The sequence below is a fragment of the Sphingomonas arantia genome, assembly GCF_042682045.1.
GTDB classification, from domain to species: Bacteria; Pseudomonadota; Alphaproteobacteria; order Sphingomonadales; family Sphingomonadaceae; genus Sphingomonas_R; species Sphingomonas_R arantia.
Genome location: NZ_JBHUGS010000001.1, coordinates 318,061 through 340,383, shown reverse-complemented (window position 1 = coordinate 340,383; position 22,323 = coordinate 318,061). Strand labels below are relative to the sequence as shown.

The 22,323-nt window shown below is 67.6% G+C and carries 21 protein-coding genes and 1 tRNA gene; 10 read left to right on the top strand and 12 right to left on the bottom strand.

Annotated features, from left to right (window positions below; genetic code table 11):
* The first annotated feature begins 24 nt into the window (after positions 1-24).
* Positions 25-101, top strand: a tRNA-Arg gene (locus ACFSGX_RS01660).
* 347 nt (positions 102-448) lie between these two features.
* Here the strand turns inward: ACFSGX_RS01660 and ACFSGX_RS01655 are convergent.
* The 6 genes from ACFSGX_RS01655 to ACFSGX_RS01630 form a co-directional block, all read right to left on the bottom strand.
* A complete protein-coding gene (locus ACFSGX_RS01655; RefSeq protein WP_380926988.1) occupies positions 449-2,839 on the bottom strand; it encodes a hypothetical protein in 2,391 nt (796 codons plus the stop codon).
* A 143-nt stretch (positions 2,840-2,982) separates the two neighbouring features.
* Positions 2,983-3,270 carry a hypothetical protein gene (locus ACFSGX_RS01650; RefSeq protein WP_380926987.1) on the bottom strand — a complete coding sequence of 96 codons (288 nt, stop codon included), beginning with the start codon at positions 3,268-3,270 and terminating at the stop codon, positions 2,983-2,985.
* Positions 3,271-3,567: 297 nt separating this feature from the next.
* Positions 3,568-3,879, bottom strand: a complete 312-nt coding sequence (locus ACFSGX_RS01645) for an alpha/beta fold hydrolase (RefSeq protein WP_380926985.1) — start codon at positions 3,877-3,879, stop codon at positions 3,568-3,570.
* A 16-nt stretch (positions 3,880-3,895) separates the two neighbouring features.
* Positions 3,896-4,432 (bottom strand): hypothetical protein, encoded by a 537-nt coding sequence (locus ACFSGX_RS01640; RefSeq protein WP_380926984.1) that lies wholly within the window; start codon positions 4,430-4,432, stop codon positions 3,896-3,898.
* A gap of 9 nt (positions 4,433-4,441) precedes the next feature.
* Positions 4,442-5,245 (bottom strand): hypothetical protein, encoded by an 804-nt coding sequence (locus ACFSGX_RS01635; protein WP_380926983.1) that lies wholly within the window; start codon positions 5,243-5,245, stop codon positions 4,442-4,444.
* Between the two features lie 2 nt (positions 5,246-5,247).
* On the bottom strand, positions 5,248-5,898 hold the full coding sequence (locus tag ACFSGX_RS01630) for a hypothetical protein (RefSeq protein WP_380926982.1): 651 nt from the start codon (positions 5,896-5,898) through the stop codon (positions 5,248-5,250).
* A gap of 4 nt (positions 5,899-5,902) precedes the next feature.
* Here ACFSGX_RS01630 and ACFSGX_RS01625 point away from each other — a divergent pair, with 4 nt between their 5' ends.
* Entirely contained in the window at positions 5,903-6,070 is a 168-nt protein-coding gene (locus ACFSGX_RS01625) for a hypothetical protein (RefSeq protein ID WP_380926981.1), read from the top strand.
* 52 nt (positions 6,071-6,122) lie between these two features.
* Here the strand turns inward: ACFSGX_RS01625 and ACFSGX_RS01620 are convergent, their stop codons facing one another.
* Positions 6,123-6,302: a hypothetical protein gene (locus ACFSGX_RS01620; RefSeq protein ID WP_380926980.1), complete on the bottom strand. Its 180-nt coding sequence runs from the start codon at positions 6,300-6,302 to the stop codon at positions 6,123-6,125.
* Positions 6,303-6,364: 62 nt separating this feature from the next.
* Here ACFSGX_RS01620 and ACFSGX_RS01615 point away from each other — a divergent pair, with 62 nt between their 5' ends.
* Positions 6,365-6,733: a hypothetical protein gene (locus tag ACFSGX_RS01615; protein ID WP_380926979.1), complete on the top strand. Its 369-nt coding sequence runs from the start codon at positions 6,365-6,367 to the stop codon at positions 6,731-6,733.
* Positions 6,734-6,909: 176 nt separating this feature from the next.
* On the opposite strand, the gene ACFSGX_RS01610 is transcribed toward ACFSGX_RS01615, so the two are convergent.
* Entirely contained in the window at positions 6,910-7,857 is a 948-nt protein-coding gene (locus ACFSGX_RS01610; RefSeq protein WP_380926978.1) for a hypothetical protein, read from the bottom strand.
* Between the two features lie 325 nt (positions 7,858-8,182).
* On the opposite strand from ACFSGX_RS01610, the gene ACFSGX_RS01605 reads away from it, so the two are divergent.
* The 4 genes from ACFSGX_RS01605 to ACFSGX_RS01590 all read left to right on the top strand — a co-directional run bounded on the left by ACFSGX_RS01605 (position 8,183) and on the right by ACFSGX_RS01590 (position 11,073).
* Entirely contained in the window at positions 8,183-8,509 is a 327-nt protein-coding gene (locus tag ACFSGX_RS01605; protein ID WP_380926976.1) for a hypothetical protein, read from the top strand.
* 335 nt (positions 8,510-8,844) lie between these two features.
* Complete coding sequence (locus tag ACFSGX_RS01600) at positions 8,845-9,525, top strand: hypothetical protein (RefSeq protein WP_380926974.1); 681 nt, start codon at positions 8,845-8,847, stop codon at positions 9,523-9,525.
* A gap of 298 nt (positions 9,526-9,823) precedes the next feature.
* The gene (locus ACFSGX_RS01595) at positions 9,824-10,639 is read left to right on the top strand and encodes a hypothetical protein (RefSeq protein WP_380926972.1); all 816 of its coding nucleotides are present in this window, start codon (positions 9,824-9,826) and stop codon (positions 10,637-10,639) included.
* Positions 10,636-11,073, top strand: coding sequence for a hypothetical protein (locus ACFSGX_RS01590; RefSeq protein WP_380926970.1), 438 nt, complete (start codon positions 10,636-10,638; stop codon positions 11,071-11,073). Before ACFSGX_RS01595 ends, ACFSGX_RS01590 begins: the two co-directional genes overlap by 4 nt.
* 422 nt (positions 11,074-11,495) lie before the next feature.
* On the opposite strand, the gene ACFSGX_RS01585 is transcribed toward ACFSGX_RS01590, so the two are convergent.
* The 4 genes from ACFSGX_RS01585 to ACFSGX_RS01570 form a co-directional block, all read right to left on the bottom strand.
* A complete protein-coding gene (locus ACFSGX_RS01585) occupies positions 11,496-13,943 on the bottom strand; it encodes a TonB-dependent receptor (protein WP_380926968.1) in 2,448 nt (815 codons plus the stop codon).
* A complete protein-coding gene (locus tag ACFSGX_RS01580; protein WP_380926967.1) occupies positions 13,909-14,829 on the bottom strand; it encodes a FecR family protein in 921 nt (306 codons plus the stop codon). Before ACFSGX_RS01580 ends, ACFSGX_RS01585 begins: the two co-directional genes overlap by 35 nt.
* Complete coding sequence (locus ACFSGX_RS01575) at positions 14,826-15,329, bottom strand: RNA polymerase sigma factor (RefSeq protein ID WP_380926965.1); 504 nt, start codon at positions 15,327-15,329, stop codon at positions 14,826-14,828. Before ACFSGX_RS01575 ends, ACFSGX_RS01580 begins: the two co-directional genes overlap by 4 nt.
* 108 nt (positions 15,330-15,437) lie before the next feature.
* Entirely contained in the window at positions 15,438-18,578 is a 3,141-nt protein-coding gene (locus tag ACFSGX_RS01570; protein ID WP_380926963.1) for an autotransporter outer membrane beta-barrel domain-containing protein, read from the bottom strand.
* A 190-nt stretch (positions 18,579-18,768) separates the two neighbouring features.
* On the opposite strand from ACFSGX_RS01570, the gene ACFSGX_RS01565 reads away from it, so the two are divergent.
* The 3 genes from ACFSGX_RS01565 to ACFSGX_RS01555 all read left to right on the top strand — a co-directional run bounded on the left by ACFSGX_RS01565 (position 18,769) and on the right by ACFSGX_RS01555 (position 21,885).
* Positions 18,769-19,605 carry a DUF4214 domain-containing protein gene (locus ACFSGX_RS01565; protein ID WP_380926961.1) on the top strand — a complete coding sequence of 279 codons (837 nt, stop codon included), beginning with the start codon at positions 18,769-18,771 and terminating at the stop codon, positions 19,603-19,605.
* 59 nt (positions 19,606-19,664) lie between these two features.
* Positions 19,665-19,901, top strand: a complete 237-nt coding sequence (locus ACFSGX_RS01560) for a hypothetical protein (RefSeq protein ID WP_157174702.1) — start codon at positions 19,665-19,667, stop codon at positions 19,899-19,901.
* A gap of 157 nt (positions 19,902-20,058) precedes the next feature.
* Positions 20,059-21,885 (top strand): DUF885 domain-containing protein, encoded by a 1,827-nt coding sequence (locus tag ACFSGX_RS01555; protein ID WP_380926959.1) that lies wholly within the window; start codon positions 20,059-20,061, stop codon positions 21,883-21,885.
* The last annotated feature ends 438 nt before the right edge of the window (positions 21,886-22,323 follow it).

Genomic DNA, 22,323 nt, shown 5'->3' with positions numbered 1-22,323 from the left:
CTTTTCGCCTATGCCTCCGCCCGAGCGCCCGTAGCTCAGTCGGATAGAGCACTAGCCTTCTAAGCTTGTGGTCGGTGGTTCGAATCCACCCGGGCGCGCCACATCGCTGTCCTTCAGCGTTTAGATTGCGCCGATTTTGCATACGTGAGTTGAAAGAATGGCCTCCTCATTGGCAATCATGCCGTTGATAAGTCAGCGCGTCAGCTTTTGACGGGCGGGCGGCAAACTGGTTGCCGAGGCTCAGCATGAGGTAGTAGCGCGACGCGCGGCCATGGACGCGGTTGCCACACGTTTCCTAACCACACTGTTGTCAATACGACCCTGCGATCCACGCTGCACCGCGCCGCAAGCCGCTAATTCCATCAAATAAAAATCGGACCGCGAAGTCTTCGCTGGCAGCACCAGAGCTTTGCAAACGGTGGGCGGCGATGTCGACGGGGCCGTCGTCCTACGGGACCACTTCAAGGTCGTAGTCTTGCGCGGTTTCATCGGCGAAGACGATCCTTAGGGGCACCACACCCTCACCGAGGATCATCTCCGACGGAACCTGAAGAATTGTGACGTTCTCGCCGTTCGCCGCGCGTGTGAACGGCAGCGGCTTACCAAGGTAGTTCACCGCGACTACCGACCTGAGGTTGCTTCCGTTTATCGCAATGCGCTGTGGCACACTTCGCGAGACGCTTGCCCCCTCCTTCAGGGTAGGCTTCTTACTGGATTCGGGGTCCTTGACCACCGGTAAGGTCAGCAGCGTTGACGCTGCCCGGTCCATGGAAAGCAGCACCGACTTGTATCTGCCCACGTCGTCCTTCGAGATGGTAAACAGGAGGAGCGCGTCGTTGATAATCTCTACCCTGATCCCAGCTGGGCGGACGATCTTGGCGCGCGAGAGTTGCGAGCCGCGCACCGCGAAGGTCACCTCGTTGTCCACGACCGAGAAGATCGAGATGCCAGCGGTCGCACCCTGTCCGTATTGGAGCTCGTAGGGGATCTCGTACTCGCGACCGGCGAGAAGCCGCTTGAGAACGAGCGACGTCTGCCCTTGGAGGAGTGACTGCGGAGCCAGGAACGCGATCTCCGTCGCGTTCCGGTACAGGAACGGCGCGTCCGCCAGTCCGTATGCCCTGCCAGCCATGATCGCCACCCAGGGATAGGGACCGCCAACCTGCGGCGAGAACTCCGGGCAGACCACGATCGGTAGTGTGACCTTGACCTGACTGTCGCTGAACGGAGTCACGGTTGCCATCTCGCCCCGCATGCTCCCCCGATCTATCGAACGTCGAGGCAGTCTGCAGCTAGCACCGTCACCACGGACCACCGTTGCGTTCAAGAGGCCTACAAGGCCGTCGCCCTTCGAGGGCGACCAGCCTGCGACCCTAGTTCGGTCGTTGAAGGCCTCCAACGGATAGGAGTTGCCTCCGATGCGCATGGTCGTCCCGGGCGGGAAGTTGCCTGCGAGCGTCACGATGCCGTCGGAAAGTCTTTCAACAGCCGGCTCCTCGGATGCGATCTCGCGCTCGCTGCCGTCGGAGCTTACGAGACGAGCGCCTCGCGTTGCGATGAGCTGAAGCGGCGTCGTGAAGCGCAGGCGACCCGCCGCGTTTGAAAAACCTATGTTCCCTGGACCCGTCACCAGATCCCCGAACGCCACCCGCGTCCCGGCTGGGTATGTTCCGCTCACGATCGCGGTGAGTGTGCCATCCCCGTTGTCCATGGTCGCAAGTCCGTCGATACGCGTGGTGCTGAACTCGGCCTGCGTTTCCGCCGGCGGCGCCTCCTCGCATGCGCCCTTGATGTAGTCGCCCGCACTCCCCGTTCTGCGATCGTACGCGCGCCAGCAGGTCATCGTCGTAATCATGATCGGGGCGGAACCGGACGGGCTGGAGCCAGGCGGGAAGGCGACCTGTGCGAACGTCTGACGCATGCCTTGCTGGATCGCGGAACGGCCAAGCACGGGTCGAAACTGCCACGCAAAGGAAACGCTGTTGCGAGGCGTGGCGCTCGGGGACGGATTGCCGTTCCCGGGCGTCTCGCAGCTTGCCCTCCGCAGCGGACGTGCGCGCTGTAGCGCAATCGTATCCTGGTCTCGGACGATATGGTAGGTCTGGCGTCCCTGCATGAAACCGCCACCTATGCTAACCACGTTGGCCAGGATGGCGCCTGCACCTAGCTGGCTGGAACTGTTGACCATGCTGGCGACGTTGTAGGTCTTCTCCCGCGGGAGAAGGTTCTGCAGGACGGGCGCTCCGGCTGTAGCGGACTTCGGATTGCAGATGGTCACTGTGACCTCCGCCACGGCGTTGCGGTAGCGTTTCGGCGCATCGACGCTGATCGGGAAGCCGAAGGTGACGTGCCGCCGACCGATGCCATCGCCGACATACTCGTCGCTAAGGGAGCCGCCGAGGAGGAGACGAAGGTTCATCAGCTCGTAGTTGAGCTGCACTTGCTCGTTGAGCGTATCTATCGCGGAGGTCGAGAACGCGGTTGGGGCCGTGGCGCTGGCATAGGCGGGAAGCGCGGGAATAGTAGGCGCGAACGCCCCGGCGGTCGTCTTCGTCGAGACGGTGTCACCGGGAGTCGTTTCCGTGGTGCCGGGATACTGACCCGCCGTGGTGACCACGGACGATGTCCGCCCCTGTCCCGCGATCGTCTCCAACGCGGGTAAGGACGGACCGGCAACCTGTAGCGAGAAGGATCGCTGCCTCGAGTCGTAACCCTGCAGAGAACCGAAGCGCTCGGCGATCGGCCCGCGATCGAGTCCGGACAGATCACCTAACCTGCCGGCCAAATCGAGAAGCATCAACTGCAGCGTGCGATCGTCATAGATTTTCGGCGAAGCCACGCTGATGCCGTTGCCAATCTCAGGCCGAACAGACTCCGACCGCCGAGTAGAACGAGGTGGATCATCACGCCCCTGCCCATCCGCTTCCGCAGCAAGTAGGGATATCGTCACGGCAGTAAGCGCAAGCCTGCCTGTTCCCCTAATCATGCCAGTACCTCCAGAACATGAAGCACTCGGTGCGAGGCGCCCCGGACGAAGCCCCGAACTCGCACCGTAAAGCCGACGTATCCACCGTAATTGCTGGAGAACATTTCCCATGCAGCACGGATTTGCGATGGATTGTACTCACCAATTCCTTGGGGATCGAGCTGCATGATCGCAATGACCTCGCTGTCGTCACCGTGCCATGTTAGCCAAGCGGACTGCTGGTGATTGTTGAGCTCGAGTACCCCGGAATACTGGCCCGACAAATGAAGGCTGTCACTGCCCATGTAAGCCCCTCCCAACGGAGGCATCCGCACGAGCCTCAGCGAATGCCGCGCATCACCACGCGAGAGTTACAAGGCCCGCTCCGATGATGGCAAAACAAGATATACTGGGTCAATACCATCTGTCGTACTTGTGAAAAATGAACATATACAGTCAAGGCGCAATCTCACAGATCATTGTGGATCGCGTAAAATGCGGCAGATTTGGCGTCGAGCCAGATCAACCTACATTTGGTGACATAGGCAATGCTGGACAGCGCCCGCCGGTCATTCAATTCCGCGGTCTCGATGAACCGCCGTTTACCGAAATGACCGGAAGAAGGCCCGCAGCTCAGTCGCGAGCAGTTCCGGTTTCTCCAACGCAGCGAAATGGCCGCTGGCCGGCATTTCGGTCCAGCGCCGCACGTCGAAGACACGCTCCACCCACGACCGAGGCGGCATGGCGATCTCCTTTGGGAACACCGAGACGCCGAGCGGCGGTCCGATCCGCTCGCCCGCCTCGAAGACAAGCGGTCGCAACCGGTTCTCCTTGTAGAGCCTGAGCGATCCGGTCAGGGACTCGCCGAACCAGTAGAGGGAGATGTCGGTCAGCACGTCGTCGAGCGAGATCACGCCCTCGAGGTCGCCGTCAACGCAGCACCGGGTGGTCTACCACGTCAGTAAGCGGACAACCTTGGCAAGCCGTCAGCACGGTGTCCGGCAACCCGCCCGGGACGCGGACGTGACCAGTCCCGTCGTGCGTCGACAGCTCGAAGCCCTCGCTGCGGAGGGACACGTCCAGCGACCCACCGACGATCCTCACTTCGACATAGTCGCCGAGCGCGCCTTCCGTGATGACTGCGTCTCCAATAAGGGAGGCCGGGGGCTTCACGTATCTACTTTCGATCCTGACGTTCCGGTCCCGACGTTGCCCCAACCGGCCATGTTCCGGTCCGGACTTCGTGGTAGAAGGCCACATGTGCCCCGGTCGGATCCGCTGGAGAGCGGAAGGGACGTCGGAGCCGGCTAGGGCCAATACGTCCGGTACCAGTGTGGACATGGAGTCCACGGTGGCGAGCAGGTAGGACCTGAACGAGGCGAGGCGCAGCGTCTCGACTAAGCGGTCGAGCATCAGTGCCTCATCGCGCGCGCCTGCCCGCGTCGTCGTGTGAGCGCGCTTCTGCATCGATAGCGCTCATGAAGGCGAACCCAGCGAATGGGTCGCGACGATCAGGTCGAGGAAGTGCCGGGTGAGCCTGTCAGCACCCTTACTGTAGGCCAGCTCACCCCAGTCATCCCAGCGATCGACCCGTGTCGCCAGCCACGCGAACATGTCATCGCGAGCCACGGCGTCCGTGAAAGCCATGGACCATGTCACACGGCGAACCGGCATGCGCGCACCGCCGCCGGCCTGCATGCCTGTGAGGGTCACGAGATGCGAAATCCCGACGCGTTCGCGCGCGAAGACATGGCGGCGAAGACCGATCGCCTGTTCGAAGATCCGCAGCGCACGCTCCCGGTCATCGTGTGCGGATCCACGGTCGCTCGCCGCCACTGCGTCGACGATATCCGCCATCGGCAAGCCTTCCCACTCCGGATCACGCGTGGCCTGGAGCATCATCAGGACCGAAAGACCCTCGGCGCTCAACCGCGCGTCGAGGGGGCTGACCTGGCCGACGTTGCCGTTGGACCTATCGAGCATTCCGAACGAATCAAGCCAGCACTGGTAAAAGCGCCAGAACAGGAAATTGCCGCCGAAGACATCGTGCTTACGACCGATGCCGTCGGGCCAGCGGCGGCCGATCGCGAGCAGCGTCCTCAGGAGCAGCTCATGCTGCTCCGTGGCGAGGTGGATGTCGGAGAAGCCGAGCTCGCCCTGCCAGAACGCGTCGCGCACCGACCGCCAGGTGCGCCCGTTCTCGTCCTCCAAGACGTTCCCGTTCGCGCGGAGCCACCATCCCCACGGCAGCTTGCCAGGCTGGCGCCAGTCCTTGTTCATGGTCAGCCTCCCCGCTGCGGATCGAGGCCGATCGCCGGCAGCGGCGGTCCCTCACGCGGCGGCATGGGCCTGCCTTCCGAGATGGCCTTCATCTGCGCGGCCAGGTTGAGGATCTCGCACACGACATAGGCGTCATCGCGGTATTCAGCCGCCGTCTCCGCCGCCATGAAGCGCCGGCGATGCCGCTGCGCTCCGGGCACGACGTCGTAGACGTGGTCGCAGCGGAAGCCGAACCACCATGCGTCGCCATGTGCGCGGTAGTCAGTCGCGTGCTGCAAAGGTGCCGCGGCGATCAACACATGGCAGATCCGCTGCGCCTCCAGGACCAGGCTGAGCCGGGGGCTCGGGCCGTCCTGGCAGACGCACGAGTAGGTCAGGCCGCCATGGACCTCGATGCCGAGATCCAACGGTACGGCCTTGTGCTCCCAGCCGAACAACGGGTGGCCCTCCGGCACACCGACGTAGCCGCTGAGGAACCCCTCCGGGCTGTCCCGCATCATGATGCACTCGTACCCCGTCGAAGGATCGAGCCACGCGACCTTGTCGGCCTCTCCGAGCCAGGGTCCGTTCTCCTTGGGCTTGGAGCCATCGATGAAGTAGACCTCGGCGGCCGGCACCGTCCGTCCGCTGGTCGCATAGTCGCGGCCGGTCACCCGCGTGACACCGTCCTGCCGGACGGCCTCACCACCGGTCCCCGCCAACTTCGCGAGGGCAAGGTCCGATCCGATCAGCGGTGCCGGCGCGGCTTCCGCGGCGACGGTGAGCGCGGTCGGCTGGACCGTGGCGCGGGCGGTCGACCGGCCGGTGGTGCATCAAACCTGCTGAACAGCGACCGCCGTCAGGCCCCGCATTGCGCGTGGTCGCTTCCGGCCAGCACCTATCTTGGCCGGTGGTGCCTTTCCGCGATGAGCTTCCGGCAGGCCGCGATCAGGGCCGGTTCGTGGATGCGGGCGTAGACGCGCTGGGTCAGGTCGATGCGCAGCCGTCGGCGCAGCGTGAGCGCCTGGATGACGGCCTCGCCGCCTTCGTAGCTGCGGGGCGCGATCGCGGCGGCCATCCGTCGATGCCCAGGAGCGGATTGACCGCCTGGACGGTCGGTTGCCCTGGGCGCTCAGGACCGTGCGCATCGAGATCACGGCAGGCACCGACCTTGACGATTCCACACGGCTCGTGGAGCGGCTGCGTGCGGCCGGCGTGCGTGCGAACCTGCAGCTCGCGCGCGTGCCGCGCCGCTTCGGGCGCTACTTCCGCGCGATCGTCGGCACGAGGCTGGGGCGGGTGGAGATCACACCGCTTCGGACCGAGCAGGGGGCGGCCGTCCCGGACAACGGCGACATCACACCGTGGACACTGGAGGAGGCGAACGCCGCCCTCCGGCTCGCCGTCGAGCGCCACAACGAGGAGGTCATGGCCGCTCTGCCGAAGGAAGAAGGCGGTCGGGTGCCGGACGACCTAGCGCAGACTCTGGAGGTGATGGCGGACGGCTGAACGTGCGGCCTCCGCTTGGCGCGTGGTCAGCGGCGGTTGGGGGAACCGCCACAGGACGGCTGCGACGGCGATCAGGTTTCCTTGCCCTTCCGCGCGCCCCCGCCGGTGATGCCAGCCGCAAAGGCCGAGCGCGGTCCGACCAGCCCGTTAGGTGGGGGTGCGCAGCTTGGACGGGTTCAGCCGCGTGCGACGTCGAACGCGGTCGGACCCGGCGCCCTGGCGTTGTGCGAGGCGATCGCCTCCTCGATCGCCTCGATGGCCGCCATGGGATCGATCGCCTGTTCCAGACGGGTCTCCCGCCGGCGCGTCGCGGGTCTGGCCCGCGCCCGGCGGTGGATGGCGGGGAGGGTGGTCAGGCGGCCGCCGAACGCCCGCGAGAGTTCGGCCTGCGGTCCGTGCGCCTCACCGCCCGTCGCGCAGAGGCCCGCATCGTCGAGCGCGGGACCGGCGGCGCGGCGGTCGTCCCCTTCCATTACGAGGTGGCGGGCGCCGGCACCGGCGGTGCAGAGGCCGGCGACGTCGGATACGATGTCGGAGACGGAAGGGGGATGCGCGGGGTCGGTCGAGATCCGGTGCGCCACGATCGTGCGTTCGGGCAGCAGGACGGCGGCGAGCAGCGTCGGCATCGCGCCGGCCGGCTGGCCCTCGACCGGAAGGTGGAACCATATGCGGCCGATGACTATCCTGCCGGGGCCGGGGATTGCGCCCTCGCTGTCCGCGCGGCTCCTGCGGACCCACGCCCAGACGGTCGGGCGGGAGGGCGGGGTGACTTCCTCCATGCCGCAGCGGCGCTCGATCTCTATGGAGATCGCGGTCGGGGTGGCATCGCGGTAGGCGCCGTCGATGACGTCGCGCGCGATCTCCGCGCCACGTGGGTCGATGCCGTAGTCGCGGGCGCTCGGACCGCGCTTGCCGACGACGATGAGGCTGGGGTTGCGGTGGTCCCGCCAGGCGCGCGCCAGGCGCTGGAACTGCCAGCGGCTGAGGCCGATCGTGCCCGCGATGCGGACTGCGTCCGCGTTGGTGGAGTCGGGAAGCGCCAGGTATTCGTTGATCGCGGCGATGCGGCGGCGGGCCTCAGGCACGCGCAGCGGATCGATGCCCGAGAAGTCGGGTTCGCTCATCTCTTTTTCACTCCGTCTGGTTGGTCCCACCTCCCGGTGCGGTGCTGCTGCTGGCGGGCGCGGGCGCGGTAATGCCCGTCGCCGGTGGCCGAGCGGCTCGACTCTCGTGCGTCGCCGCGAGGTTCCGCGTGCTGGCGGCGTCGATGCGGATGCGGGTCGGACTGGATGAGGGAAGTAGGCGTTGACCCTCTCCACGCCCGACGAACAGGGCAGTCCTCCCGGCATCACCCGCTGCTTAAGGGTCTGCTCGCTGCGTCTGCCTCCGCTTGAGCGTGGGTGCGGTGGGCAGCGGTTCAGATGGTCAGGCGGGCTTCGCCATCGCGGCTTGCACGATCACCTCGCTCTCCGCACCCAATGGGTGCAGCGCGTGCAGCGCCGCCTGCAGGAATTCGGTCGCCCGGAACGTATCGCCGTTCGCCGTGGTGTCGAAGGCGTCGCGCAGGGCCGGCGAGCCGACGCGCTGCCCGATGCTGAACCTGGCTTCAGCCTTTCGGAGCAGAGCCGCGATGCGCTCATGATGCCGAGCAACCTGCGCAAGGCTGTGGCTGACGAGACGGACAAGCTCTTGGACGCGACGCGTTCCCTAGGGTCCGCCGTGACGACCACGGCGCTAGGGACGTGGACATCGCGATCGCGCGCTTCACCCTGGTGAGAAACTCAACCTTCGCGAGCACGGACACGGGGGGATATCGGCCTCGTCCTGACAATCCACGTCGGGGTGGCGATCGCGAGCGATTGGTATCGCTTCAAGATCCAGCGCGACTGAGGGGCGACTGGCGCGAGTGGCTCTACCGGTTCCTGGGCGACGACGAGTAAGTTGGCGCTTCTCCAGCCCTGTCACCCATCTGTCGCGATCTCACTTTGAGCGAAGCTGCCGGGCTCCTATAAGGTTAACCGGGGGAGAAGAAAATGAGCAGCCAGTCACGATCGGACTCCGCAAACGTCGCACCAAGTGCCTCCTTGCCTTCGGCTAAAAGCAGACCATCGGTGACGATCCCCTATCGTGCCAACCTGCTTGGAAACATCGAGCAGGCCCTGAAGGGGCTGCAGGGCTATGGCATCATGGCACTGGAGCTGATCCAGAACGCCGACGACGCTGGCGCAGACACGTTGAGGTTCGACGTCACGGATGAAGCGCTGATCGTCTTCAACGACGGCAATTTCTCCAGTTGTGGGCTACACGACGCTGATTGCCCTTGGATCAGGTCGGGTGATCCGGACGGCCTGAGAAGGCCTTGCAACTTCCACGCGATCGCCGAGATGGGCAGCCGCAGTAAGGTCCCGGCAACCGAGCAGATTGGCCGCTTCGGCATCGGCTTCGTGTCGGTCTACCAGATCACGGACACCCCGATCGTGCAGTCCGCCGGGGTCGAGCTGCGGCTCAACCCGCAGACGCAGGAGGTCGTGAAGAGCGACATTGCGGGGGTGGCCGGGACCAGGTTCATCCTGCCCTGGGCATCGGTGCAGTCCGAAGTCCGGGACGGTTTGAACGCTTCGCCGACGCCGGTCGACGTCGCTGAGAAGGTAATCGCCGAGATCGAAACCGTCCTGCAGGGGAGCCTGCTGTTCCTCCGCCATGTCTCCCGCGTCGACTCCCATGTCTATCGCAGCTGCAACATATTGGACCGCAGCAGTCCGCACCGTAATCTCAAATCCGCACGCAATTGAATGCGACATCGCACGGCGGTTTGTCCCGATCATTCTACACGGAAGTCGCCCCGCGCCTCGGCACCACGCCACACGTCGTGTGCAGGGTGGCGCTGGGTCGGCGCAATAGGCAGGCGTGCGAAGCCGGCTTCGACCAGACGAGAGAGCGGGACATCATCGACGCCGTGATCGAGAGATCCGCGGATGCCGCTAAGCTCGTGGTTTCTCTGTTCGTCAGCCCGCGACACGAACTGCGTGCGGAGTGGACGGTCGCCACCGCTTGACCCCGCCCACTGCGGCAGGCAGATTCGCACCATAGATGGCCAACGTAACCGACCTACGGACGGACCTCGCCCGCCGCCTCCGACAGCAGCTCGGCAGCGACTTTGTCGTGGTGGCCGCACCGGACCATCCGCTCGTCATGCGGTCGGTTGACGTGCTGGTGGGCGGTAGGTCCGGCCTCACTGCCTTCGTGACGCCCTCTGCCGAGGAGCGCCGCCGACCAGCATTGCTGGGCGCGCGAGTAACTCTCAACAAGGTCGCGCTACCTCCGGAAACGCAGTTCGTTTACGTAGCGCGAGCGGACGACGACGCCCCCCTACTTCCGGGTCGGTTCGTCGAGCAGCTCAGCTTCGCGGATCGCGCGCTTACCCGCGCTGCGGTCGCCGTCGTCGAGCGCTCCGCCCAGGCACCGCGATCACCCTACGGCGACAAAGCCCGCCAGATATCCCAGTCGCGTTTCGCGGCAACATACCGGGTCGCCAGGCTGCTGAATTCTGAGCGCGCCCGCTCCACCACGGATGGGCCGCGGCGGAGCCGCGGCGCGAACTTGGCGTTCGATACTGTCAAGTCCATCCCAAGCGCCTTCGCGGACCGGCCACTGTCGACGCGCTCAATCATCGGCTTGTCTGTTCGCGGCGCCGACCGCTGGTTCGACCCGACCGATGACCAGCCTATGCCTACAAGCGAAGCGGCCGGCCTAGTGTTCTCCCCCGACTTCCCGCAATTGCACCACGACCCGGAGAAGGTCCTACGCGCGGCCGCGTTCGCCGGTTGGATCCTCACGCCGACGTCGTCCGAGCGCTCGCCCGAGCAGGTCGCGGACTTAGCGATGCGTTTCACGCGGCCGCAATGAGCAAGAAGTCCCGCCATCTGCTCATGCAGGCGCTCGTGCGCGCGTCGGTTCACTACGGCACCGACCCGCGCCTCAATCACGTCGAGAGCGAACTGTCTGAGCTCGGCGCCTGCGATCGCATCAAAACCGTCCCGCGGCAAAGGCTCTTGAAGGTGCTGCACGCCGGACGGGTCATCGACACTACGCTGGGCGTCATCCTCGACGCCGCCGGCAAACCGCAAAAATACGGGATAGGAAATCGCCTCGATCAGCTGAAAACGCTCCCTCCAGCGACCCGGGGTTACATGGACCACACCACCGTCGGCACCTACCGCCTTTCCGTCGCGAAGGTGCGCAACAAGTATGCGCACAACGCGGGCTCCTTCCCCACCTCGACGATCGAGACCGACAAGTTCGTGTCGGAAGTGCACGCCTGCATGGCGCTTATCCTATAGGCGCAGTCCCGAAGTCGTCTACGAGCCGGCCGCGATCACGGTCCCACTCGCCCAAACGCCAGCTCGCTCCAAACCGGCACTAGCAAGTCATCTACCGGGCTTCTCGTTGGGTAAGTGTGAGCATGGCCGCAGCGATAAACAGCAGCCGCATGGCGAATCGCTTCGTTTTCGATCACGCGTAACTAGCTGAGACGTCGGCTTTCGCAGGCTGGCGTGCTTTCTTCCTTCGCGCATGTTGGTCCGCCCAGCCCCTGCTTAGCATGACGTTCTAAGCTGGCGCAGATCTCGCGTCCCGATGGAATGTGATGCGGAGCATTGCCGCCTGCAACGTCGGTGCAGGCTTGTGAAAAATGAGGTCATGTGAAAAATGGCGCTTCCTTGGCGGAGCGGTGCAGGCTTACTGCTGAAGGACAATCGCTTCGTCAGAACCGCGTATCGATCCCCACCCGCACCGTCCGGGGGCGGAGCGGCGTAACCTGATCCCGGCCCGTGGCGAACGGGGTGCCCAGCGCGAAGCGGTTGCCGCGCGTGTTGACGATGTTGGTCATGCTCGCGGTGATGCCGATCCGCTCCAGCCCGATCCGCGCGGACAGCCCGCTGTCGAGATAGCTGCCCTGCAACTGGCCCAGCACTGGCCCGACGCCCAGCCGCGACGCGCCCACGTAACGCAGCCAGCCGTCGATCTTCAGGTCCGCGCGCGCGCTCAACGCCTGCTCGAACACCGCCCCCGCCCGCGCGGTCACGCGCGCGATGTTCGGGATCTGCATCCGCGCCAGAACGTCCGCGCGCGCGGTGGCCGGGTCGGCGCCGGCCAGGCTCGACAAAGCGGAGACCACCGCCTGCGACGGCTCGTCGATCCGGCTGGCATTGTACGTCGCCGCCCCCTCGATCCGCATGCCGGGCGCGATCCGCGCGCCCACCACGCCCTCGATCGTCCACAACCGCCCGTCGCCGATGTTGGCGGTGCTGGGCAAGCCCGATCCGTCGATGAAATCCGCCTGGATGTCGCGCCACAGCGTGCGCGCCACCGTCACCGCGACGTCCAGCCGGTCGACGTTCGGCCGGCCGGACCGCACCCCCGCCTCGATCGTCGCCACCCGGTCGCTCCGGAACCGCCGCACGAAATCGCCCTCGATCGCCAGCCCGCCCGGCCGGAACCCCTGCTGATACCGCAGGAACAGCTGCGCATGGCGCGTCAGGTCGACGATCGCCGCGGCGGACGGCAGCACGATCGTCTCCGCTCGGCTGGCCGCCACCGCCGCCAGCGCGGCGACCGACGGCTGCACCGCCCGCGCCACATCCGCCCCCTCGCCGTCCAGCACGGACCGCGTCACGCGCACGCCCCCGGTGGTGAGCAGCCCGGGCAGCAACCGCACGCTCCCCTCGCCGTACAGCGTCGTCTCCGCCACCCCGTTCACCACGCCCGTCGTCGGCGCCAGCGCGTCTGGTGCGCCGTACAGCCGCGTCAGCCGCGTCCGGTTGTGGACATAGCTGAACCCCGCCAGCCAGCCCGACCCGTCGCGCGCCGATTGCCACAACCGCGTCTCGTTCGCCCGCATCCGCGTCCGATTGGCCTGCGCGAACAGCTGCACCGGCCCGTCCGGCGGGGTCGCGTCATAACGTTCCATCAGGTCGTGGGCCGTCACGCCGCTGGTCGATCGGAACCGCACGTCGCCGAACGCACCCGACAACACCAGCTGCGCCTGCAGGAAATCCGCGCTGAACCCCTCCGTCACCGGCGCGGACCGCGTCAGCGGCACACCGTCGCGGTCGGCATATTGGCTGTCCTCCCCACGGATCCGCTGCCCGATCCCGACCAGCGCCACGCTCCAGTCCGCGCCCAGATCGAGCAGCGCGGTCGCCCGCCCCCCGGCGATCCGCGTCCGGTTCACATCGGTCCGGTCGAGCAGCGGCTTGTCGATATAACCGCCCTCGCTCGCGGCATCCGCGACGATCCGCACCGCCAGCCGGTCGGTCACCAGCGGCACGTTCAGCACCGCCTGCACGTCCGCTCCCGGCGCGCCGTTCTGCGTCGCCGACGCCCCGCCCGACACGCTCGCGCTGGCCCGCGCCAGATCCGGCGCATTGGGCACCAGCCGGATCAGCCCGCCCAGCGATCCCGCGCCGTACAACGTCCCCTGCGGCCCCTCCAGCACCTCGACCGCCGCCAGGTCGGACAGCCGCAAATCGGGGTCCGGCGCGTTGTAGCTCAGCCGCAGGTCGCCATAATATTGCCCGACGGTCGCCTGCGTCGGGCCGGTGAAGCTCGAATCGGCGATCCCGCGGATGAACAGCTTGTTGCGCCCCGCGCCCAGATAGGTCGACGCCACGCTCGCCGTCCGCGCGACCAGCCGGTCGGTCCCGCCCGCCCCGCCCAGGTCCAGCTCTGCGCCCGCCACCCGCACATAATGCCCCGCGAAATGGTCGCGGGTCGTGTCGCGCTTGCTCGCCGTCACGACGATGTCGCGGTCCGGCGACGCCATCGGCGCCGACGACGGGGCGGGGGCCGCCCGCCGTGCGCGCCGCGCCACCGCGACCGGCCGCCGCACCATCCGCCAGCTGCCCGGCCCGATCCGTTCGGCCGTCGCACCCGCGCGCCCGGCCACCACCGCCAGCGCCGCCGCGGCATCCCACCGCCCGCGCAACGCCGGCACGGGTCGCGACCACAAGCCCGGATCGGGCACGACTACGCTCATCCGCGCCAGCCGGCCGAGTGCCGTCACCTGCTGCCCCACGGTCCCGGCGGGCAGATCGATCGCGACCGTCCCGGCCACCGCGGGTGCGGTCGCCAGTCCGAATGCCGCGACCGTCCAGCCGAGCCTCACCGACCCAGCCTCATTGGCGCGGTTCCAGCGTCCAGCCGCCCGCATCCTGCCGCACATCCACATCGAGCAACGTGCCGAGCAGCGCCGGATCGTCCTTCAACCCCGCGGTCGCGATCGTGCCGCGGAACGTCCGTCCCGCCACCGCGGGTGCCGCCACCACCCGCCGCGCCAGCTGCCGCGACAGGTCCTCCGCCACCTCGCTCAGCGGCGCATTGTCGAACGCCAGCCGCCCGTCCTGCCAGCTGCCGACATCCGCCACCGCGCTCGGCTCGCGGCGCAGGGTCCGCCCGTCGGACAGCACCGCCTGACCGGGGTCGAGCCGCATCGCCGCGCCGGCCGGATCGACCATCACCGCGCCCTCCGCCACCGCGACGCGCGTGCCGCGACCGGTGATCTTCACGTCGAACACCGTGCCCAGATCGGTCAGCGTCAGGTCACCGACCCGCACGTCGAACGGATCGCGCGCGTCGTGCCGCACGCGGAACAGCACCTGTCCACGCTCCACGCTCGCCACCCGCGCATCGCCGCGGTCAAGCGCCAGCCGCGATCCGCCCGCCAACACGACGCTGCTCCCGTCGGCCAGCGCGACCACGCGCTGCTCGCCGGCCGCCGTCTCGACCGCGAACGGCTGCGGCCGCTCGCTCCACACGCCGACACCGACCGCCCCGACCAGCATCGCCGCCAGCGCACCACCGATCCAGCGCCGCGTTGGCCGCGCCACCGGCGCGACATCGTTCGCCGCCACCGGTTCCTCGGAGCCCACAACCGCCGCATCCTGCGCCGCCGCCGCGATCCGGTCGTAATGCGCGGAATTCGCCGGATCCTCTTCCAGCCACCGCATGAAACCGTCCCAGTCGGCCGCCTCCGGATCGGCCATCCGCACCGCCCAGTCCAATGCCTGTTCGTCCGCGCCGCCACGCCCGCCATTCATGATAGTCGTTCCTTCAACTCGGCCAGCGCGCGGTACACGGTGCGCAGGTCGCTCTCGACGGTGCTCAGGCTGACCCCCAGCTCCGCCGCGATCTGGCGCTGCGGCACGCCGTCGATCCGCGCGCGGCGAAAGATCGCCTCCGCCCGCGGCCCCAGCGCGGTCAGCGTCGCCGCCACCCGCGCCGCTTCCTGCCGCGCCACGATCGTCCGGTCCGCACTGGGATCGGGCGAGGCATCCCCGTCGCCGCGTTCCTCGATCCACGCCTGGTCGCGGCGCTCCGCCTGCCGCCGCGCGCGATACCGGTCGATCATCAGCATGTCGGCGGCGCGGAACAGATAGGCGACCGGATTGCCGATCGGCCCGTCCATCCGCCCCGCCAGTTTCAGCCACAGGTCGTGGACGATATCCTCCGCCGCTTCCCCCGCGCCGCGCGCGACCAGGAAGCGGACCAGCTTGTCGCGGTTCGCCAGGAAGACGGCCTCTAACCCGGTGGGCGACATGACAGAGACTATGACCGGTCGAACAGGGAAGTGAGCCGCCCGCCTAACCGATCGGCCGCGATCGGGATAGTGCCCGGTATGAAGGACGGCCGCGGCCATGCGCCCGTCCTACAACGCGATCTGCAACGCCGCGCGGGCGGACAGCGCGACATCGCCCAGCCGCTGCTCCGCCCCCACTTCGCCGCTCAGCCGCACCTCCGGCGCCCCGGTGATCGCGCGCACCTTACCCATCCAGCCGCTGTCGCGTGCTTCCGGGTCCAGCGTGAACGCGGTCCCGCTGCCGAAACTGGCGGTCGTGCGGCCGAGCGCGCCGGCCAGATGCTGGCGGCGGCCGCCCTCCACCTCGATCCGGCTCCACTGGTCGAACCGGTTGTTGCCGCCGAAGTTCAGCCCGGCCGCGACGCTCGCCGTGCCGGCCAGTTCGTCGCTGCGCCGCTCGCGCACCGTCAGGTCGAACGCCTTGTCGCCGCCGCTCTCGACATAGGCGTCTTCGTTCAACCGGTAATAATCGATCGCCAGCATGGGGCGCAGCGTGATCCGCCCGACCCGATGCTCGTACGACAGCGTCCCCGATCCGGTGTACAGCGTGCCGTTCCAATCCCCGTTCGCGCGCCGCGTCACCGTCTCGGTCCCGACCGTCCCCTCGAACTGCCGCACCGAATCGAACGAAACGAACGCCGCCGATCCGCGCGCACTGGCCGCGAACCCACCCCAGCGCCCGCGCCATGATCCGGCCAGTTCATACTGGTCGTGGTCGACGCGGTTCACCGCAACGCCCTCCGTATCGCGGCCGCTCAGATACGCGATCGTCACGCCGAAATTCCCGATCGACGTCCGGTGCTCGACCCCGCCGCTCAGGCCCCAGCCCCGCACATCGTAGCTGGTCGTGCCGCGCGTCGCCTTCGATGCGTCCCAACCGACCGGCGTGAACGTCATACCCCACGGCCCTTCCGCCAGATACGACCCCAGCGGATCGCTCGCCGGCCCGGCCACCGCGCGCGACGCCAGCGTCACGCTCTCGAACACGCCGCCGGCGTAGTTGGGCAGCATCTGATCGACCGCCGCACGGAACGCCGCGCCATCGTACAGCCCGCGCACGGCGGCGGCGACCTTCGCATCGCCGCCCAGCGCCGCATCGATCGAATCGAACGCGCTGGCCTGCGCCCGGTTGAACCCCAGCTCGGTCTTGGCCTTGCGCGTCACGTCGACCGCAATCTCGTTCGGCAACGTCGCGACGATCGCACTTTTGTACAGGAACGGCACCGACTGATCGGCCAGCGACAGGTTGTTCGTGCCGCTCAGCGTGCCCGACTGCAACACGACATAGCGCCCCGCAATATCGGCCCCGCCCGTCACGCGCAGCGCCAGCTTGCTGTCCGCGCCGATCGTCGTCGCCCCGCCAACCTGGATCAGGTTCGCGGTCGGGTTCGCCTTGTCCAACGCGACCGACAGGATCGATCCGGTCCCCAACGTCAGCGATCCGATGCGCGCCCCGCCGTCCACCGCGAATGTCCCGCCGCCCGCCGCGACCGTCACGGCGACCGCGCCGGCATTGGCCAGCTTGCCCGCGAATACGCCCTTGTCCGCGATGGTCAGCACGTCCTGTCCGCCCCCGGCGAAATCCGCCGTCCCGCCGAACCGCGCGGTCCCGCCGATCGCCAGCGAGTCCGCCCCGCTGCCGAACGTCGCCTTGCCGGAATAGCTGCTCGCGCCCGCCATGGTCAGCCGGTTGCTGCCCGCGCCGAACGCCACGTCGCCCGTGACGGTGCCCGCACCGATGTCCAGCGTGTCGTTCCCGCTCCCGAACCGGATCGCGCCGGTGATCGTCGGCGCCGCCGCACCGCTCGCCCCCGCAATTTGCTTCACCGTCGTGCCGCCGCTGTTCGTGGACAGGTCGATCGCAACATTGCGGATCGCATCCGCCCCCGACGCGGTGATCGACCCCGCATTCTCGACCAGCGTCACGCCGCCCGTCCGGTCGAGGATCGCGGTCGCCGCCCCCGCCGCATTTCCCGCCGTCGCCACGATGGCGCCGCTGTTGCGCACCGTGGGCACCGCGGCACCGGTGTCGATCAGCACCGCGATCGCCTGCGCGCCCGTGCCGCCCGTCGCGGCGACGCTGCCCGTCACCTGGATCACCGGCGTCTGCGCTCCAGCCCCGATCCGGATCGCCGTCGCGTCCGCTGCGACCGCACCGGCCTGCACCGTCCCGCCGACCGAAATCCCGTTGGCGATCGTCACCGCACCGCCCAGCCCGCCGACCTGCAACCCGGTCGCCGCAATCCCGCTATACAGCCCGCTGCCCGTTACCCTGCCATTCAGGACCAGCCCCGGCCCGGGTGTCGTCCCCGCCACCGGGCCGATCGTCACCGCGCGCGTCGCCGATCCGACCAGCATCGCCGGCGCGCCGCCATAGGCCGTCACATCCGCCGCCTTGCCGCTCGTGTTCGACAACGTCACGCCACCGGTCACATTGCCACCGACGATCAGCGCCGACCCGCCCTGCAACAGGTCGTCCGCATCCAGCTTCGCCCCGGCCGGCGGCGCGGTATAGCGGTATCCGGTCGCCGCGATCGCGCCCTCGATCACCACCGCGCCGGTGACATCACCGTTCAACCGCGCACCCACCGCGCCCTGGCCCAGCGCGGTGATCGTCCCGCCCAGCGTCACCGCACCGGTCACTGCCTGCAACTGGACACCCGTCGACCGATCGCCCGTGACGCTCGTCGTCCCGCCCGTCGTGAACGCCCCGGTCAGCGGACCACCCAGCACGATCCCCGTGGAATCCTGCCCCTCGACCATGATCTCGCCGCTATGCGCGATCGCGCCGGTGAACGCCCCCGCCGTGCGGATGCCCGCCCGCCGCGCCCCTTGCGCGAACGGCCCGTCCAGGTCCCCGTCCGTGTCGCCGTCGGTCGCCGTATAGGCCTCGTCGACGATGATTTTGCCCGTGTTGGTGATCCCCCCGCGCACCCCCGCCTGCGCCAGGATTCCGTTCGCATCGTTCGCGCCCGTCACCTGGATCGTGCCCGCGTTCGTCACACTGTTGTCGCTGTCGATCGTCACCGCATTGCCGCTGGCCGGCGTGACCGACCCGGCCGCCGCGATGCTGACATTGTCCGCCGCCCCGCCGCGCGCGGTCGCAGTCCGCACCGCCGTCGTCTGCCTGGTATCGATAACGGTCTGCGCCCCGGCCGACGCGGCCACGGACAAAGCGAGAATTGCGGTTGAGGCAAGCAGCAGGCGCACGGTGTCGATCCCCTTCGAACAAGTCGTCAGGGATCAGGACGGAGCCGCCGGGACGCAGCCTTGGATATCGCCATCATTCGCGACGCACCGGCCGGTCCGCGGCACGCTCCGCCTCGAAATGATCTGGCCTTCATCCGGTGCCGCGCTTAGTGCCGTGGGCAAATGATCAGAGCCAGGACAGGTTAGCCCGATGACGACCCAGACCCCCGGCGATCGGACCGTCGCGGATTTCGTGACTGCCCTGTACCGCGACGTGCTCGGCCGGGAACCGGATAACAGCGGGTTCGACGGCTTCTGCGACCGGCTACATCGCGGCGCGACCGAACCGGACGTCCTGAACGCGTTCCTCGAAGGGACGGAGTTCCGCGAAGGTCGGCGGACCCAGTGCGAGACGTTCCTGGCGGACTGGATCGTCAACGCCAACAGTTCGGGGTCCTTCCCGCTCGATTACGCCCCCCCGGGCGAGGCGGGCCGATCCTACCGGCAGCGCGTCCGGTCGGGCTTCCTCGATCGTTACTGCACCAACGGGATCGTGCTCGACGTCGGCTACAGCGGCTACGACAACCCCGACAATCTCACCGCGCTTCCCGATGCGATCGGCGTCGACCTCAACTATCCGGGCTATGACGGCACCCGCCTGCCGTTCGACGACGGCAGCATCGGCACCGTGTTCTCCAGCCACTGCCTCGAACATATCGCGGAGGATCTGGCCGTGATCCGCGACTGGCACCGCGTGCTGAAGGTCGGCGGCTTCATCGTCTGCATGGTGCCGCACATGGCACTGTACGAGAAGCGCGCCTCCCTGCCGTCGCGCTTCAACGAGGATCACAAGCGGATGTACACCTCCGCGTCGCTGGTCGCGAGCTTCGAACAGGCGCTGGCCGTCAACAGCTTCCGCATCCGTCATCTCCGCGAAAACGACACCGACTTCAACTATGCGATCGGCCCGGACCGGCATTCGGACGGAGCCTACGAGATCGAACTGGTCATCGAAAAGATCGCTTTGCCGGAGTGGACACTCGCCTGAGACCGGCGCTCGGGAACGGCTTGCGGCGCACGTCGTTCAACCGGGGAAGGAGAATGACGATGGCCGATGATAATCTCGAAAACCACGCCTCCGTCGCCGGTGCAGCAGCCGGTGGCCCGAACGGTAACGAGGCGGGCGATCCGAACCTGACCGAGGAACAGCGCATCGAACTGCGTCGCCGTCGTGCGATGGCCAGCGCCGTCGACGATGCCGACGCCAGCCACCAAGGCGGCATGGGCGCGCAGGGCGCCGCGGTCGATTTCGGCAAGCCGAAGAATTTCGGCCTTCCCGACTGACCCGATCCGGGCCGCTACCCACCGGTAGCGGCCCGTTCTACGGCATGAGTTCCCCGGCGCTGGCCGGGACCCGGACGCGAGACCTCGCCAACGAAAACCTCTAGCGCTCCCCACCTTGGCATGTAGTCTCCACGCTTCGTCTGATCGGAGCGCCCGAATGATCCTCGACCGCCGTGCCTTTGTCCTGTCGACCGCCGCCGCGGGGCTCCTGTCCGCCAGTGGTCGCGCCCTCGCCGCGATCGACCCGCGGCTCGGCACAGGGCTCGATGCCATTGCCAACGCCATCCTCGACACCTCGCCTGAAACCGCGAGCTATCTCGGCCTCGACAGCGGCCCCCGTGCCGCCGCGCGCAGCCAGCTGTCTGATCGCTCCGCCGCCGCCCGCGCCAGGGTGCAGACCGACATCGCGCGCTACCGCCGCATCCTCGCCGGGATCGACCGCGCCGCACTCTCCCCGCACGACCGGCTGCTCTACGATTCCGCCGCCTACGAACTCGCCAACGGCGCGGCCGGCGCAAACTTCGCTTATGGCGGCGTCGGCGTGCTCGGCGGCGGCAACCCCTATGTCATCAGCCAGCAGGACGGCGCGTACCAGAGCATCCCCGAATTCCTCGACTCGGTCCACCGCGTCGAAAACCGTGCCGATGCCGACGCCTATCTCGCACGCCTCACCGCCTTCCCCACCGCGTTGAACCAGGAAACCGAACAGGCGCGCCACGACGCCGGCTTGGGCGTGATCCCGCCCGACTTCCTGCTCGACACCGCGCTCGGCCAGCTCCGCGAACTGCGCGCGGTTCCGGCAGCACAGGCGCGCATGGTCACCTCGCTCACCCGCCGCACGACCGAAAAAGCCATCCCCGGCGACTGGGCCGCCCGTGCGACCAAGATCGTGTCGACCAGCGTCTACCCGGCGCTCGACCGCCAGATCGCGGCGCTTACCGCGATCCGCACGAAGGCCACGTCCGACGCCGGCGCCTGGAAACTGCCGCAGGGCGACGCCTACTATGCCTGGCTGCTGCAATACGCGACCAGCACGGACCTGACCCCCGACGCGATCCACAAGATGGGGCTCGACCAGGGCCGCGATCTCGACGGGCGGATGGAGGCGGTTCTCAAATCGCAGGGCCTGACGCAGGGCTCCGTCGGCGAACGGCTGGCCGCCCTCACCCGCGATCCGAAACAGCTGTTCCCCAACACCGATGCCGGCCGCGGCCAGGCGATCGCCTATGTGAACGAACAGATCGCCAAGCTCCGCGCGCTCCTGCCCCGCGTGTCGCGCATGACGATGCGCGCCGACCTCCAGGTCAAGCGCGTGCCGAAGGATATCGAGGCGGGCGCCGCGCTCGGCTACATGAACTTCGCCTCGCTCGACGGCTCGCGCCCGGCGATTTACTACATCAATCTCAAGGACATGGGGAACTGGCCGCGCTTCACCATCCCCTCGCTGTCCGCGCATGAAGGGCTGCCGGGCCACACCTGGCAGGGCGCCTATGTGGCCGAACATCGCGACGACGTGCCGCTGATCGGGTCGCTGATGGGCTTCAACGCCTATACCGAGGGCTGGGCGCTCTATTCGGAACAGCTCGTCGACGAACTCGGCTTCTACGCGGACGACCCGTTCGGGCGGCTCGGCATGTACCAGGCGCTGCGCTTCCGCGCGTCGCGGCTCGTCACCGACACCGGCCTCCATGCCAAGCGCTGGACCCGCACCCAGGCGATCGACTATCTCACCACCAGCACCGGCCGCGCCCGCGCCGCCTGCACCAGCGAGGTCGACCGCTACTGCGCCTCGCCCGGCCAGGCCTGCGGCTACAAGGTCGGCCATACCGAGATCGTCCGCCTGCGCGACAAGGCGAAGACGGCGCTGGGGCCCCGCTACGACGTGCGCGATTTCAACGACGCGGTCATCCGCGCCGGCGCCGTCCCGCTCACCGTCCTGTCCACCGCGATCGACGACTATGTCGCCACCGCGCGCAAGGCCTGAGCCTTACGATTGCGTCCAGCGTATCCGTGAATTGTAAAAATGCACTTGCGCGAAAGCCTGCTGCACTGCACAAAGAGTGTGCCTTTCAGGCATCCTCTCCTAAAACTTACGGGCTGGCCTTCGGGTCGGCCCTTTTTTTATGATTCGGCTTGGGCTATCGGAACCGCTCTGCAGCTCGACCGAACAAGTATAACTCGGAGCGGGGCCGCCGGCATGACCGGCAACGGCGATGCCGCAGCTGGGGGATGGAGCGCTCGCGCTCTCCCCCAGACGCCCGGGGGGACGGGGCAGAACTCAACTCACCCGAACACTCACTATCAAACACCCACCCCGTTTGGTTCGAGCCTGTCGAGAACCCCGCGCAGAGTTCTCGACAGGCTCGAACCAAACGGAACTGGGATAGAACCTCGCTCAGAACCGTCCATGCCGAGCGAAGTC

Bases quoted from the DNA above. Each gene is read 5' to 3' on its own strand.
- ACFSGX_RS01565 (WP_380926961.1), top strand. From the start codon at position 18,769: ATGACGACCCAGACCCCCGGCGATCGGACCGTCGCGGATTTCGTGACT.
- ACFSGX_RS01580 (WP_380926967.1), bottom strand. From the start codon at position 14,829: ATGAATGGCGGGCGTGGCGGCGCGGACGAACAGGCATTGGACTGGGCG.
- ACFSGX_RS01650 (WP_380926987.1), bottom strand. From the start codon at position 3,270: ATGGGCAGTGACAGCCTTCATTTGTCGGGCCAGTATTCCGGGGTACTC.
- ACFSGX_RS01610 (WP_380926978.1), bottom strand. From the start codon at position 7,857: ATGAGCGAACCCGACTTCTCGGGCATCGATCCGCTGCGCGTGCCTGAG.
- ACFSGX_RS01560 (WP_157174702.1), top strand. From the start codon at position 19,665: ATGGCCGATGATAATCTCGAAAACCACGCCTCCGTCGCCGGTGCAGCA.
- ACFSGX_RS01635 (WP_380926983.1), bottom strand. From the start codon at position 5,245: ATGAACAAGGACTGGCGCCAGCCTGGCAAGCTGCCGTGGGGATGGTGG.
- ACFSGX_RS01590 (WP_380926970.1), top strand. From the start codon at position 10,636: ATGAGCAAGAAGTCCCGCCATCTGCTCATGCAGGCGCTCGTGCGCGCG.
- ACFSGX_RS01595 (WP_380926972.1), top strand. From the start codon at position 9,824: ATGGCCAACGTAACCGACCTACGGACGGACCTCGCCCGCCGCCTCCGA.
- ACFSGX_RS01620 (WP_380926980.1), bottom strand. From the start codon at position 6,302: ATGGCCGCCGCGATCGCGCCCCGCAGCTACGAAGGCGGCGAGGCCGTC.
- ACFSGX_RS01585 (WP_380926968.1), bottom strand. From the start codon at position 13,943: ATGCGGGCGGCTGGACGCTGGAACCGCGCCAATGAGGCTGGGTCGGTG.
- ACFSGX_RS01640 (WP_380926984.1), bottom strand. From the start codon at position 4,432: ATGCAGAAGCGCGCTCACACGACGACGCGGGCAGGCGCGCGCGATGAG.
- ACFSGX_RS01575 (WP_380926965.1), bottom strand. From the start codon at position 15,329: ATGTCGCCCACCGGGTTAGAGGCCGTCTTCCTGGCGAACCGCGACAAG.
- ACFSGX_RS01555 (WP_380926959.1), top strand. From the start codon at position 20,059: ATGATCCTCGACCGCCGTGCCTTTGTCCTGTCGACCGCCGCCGCGGGG.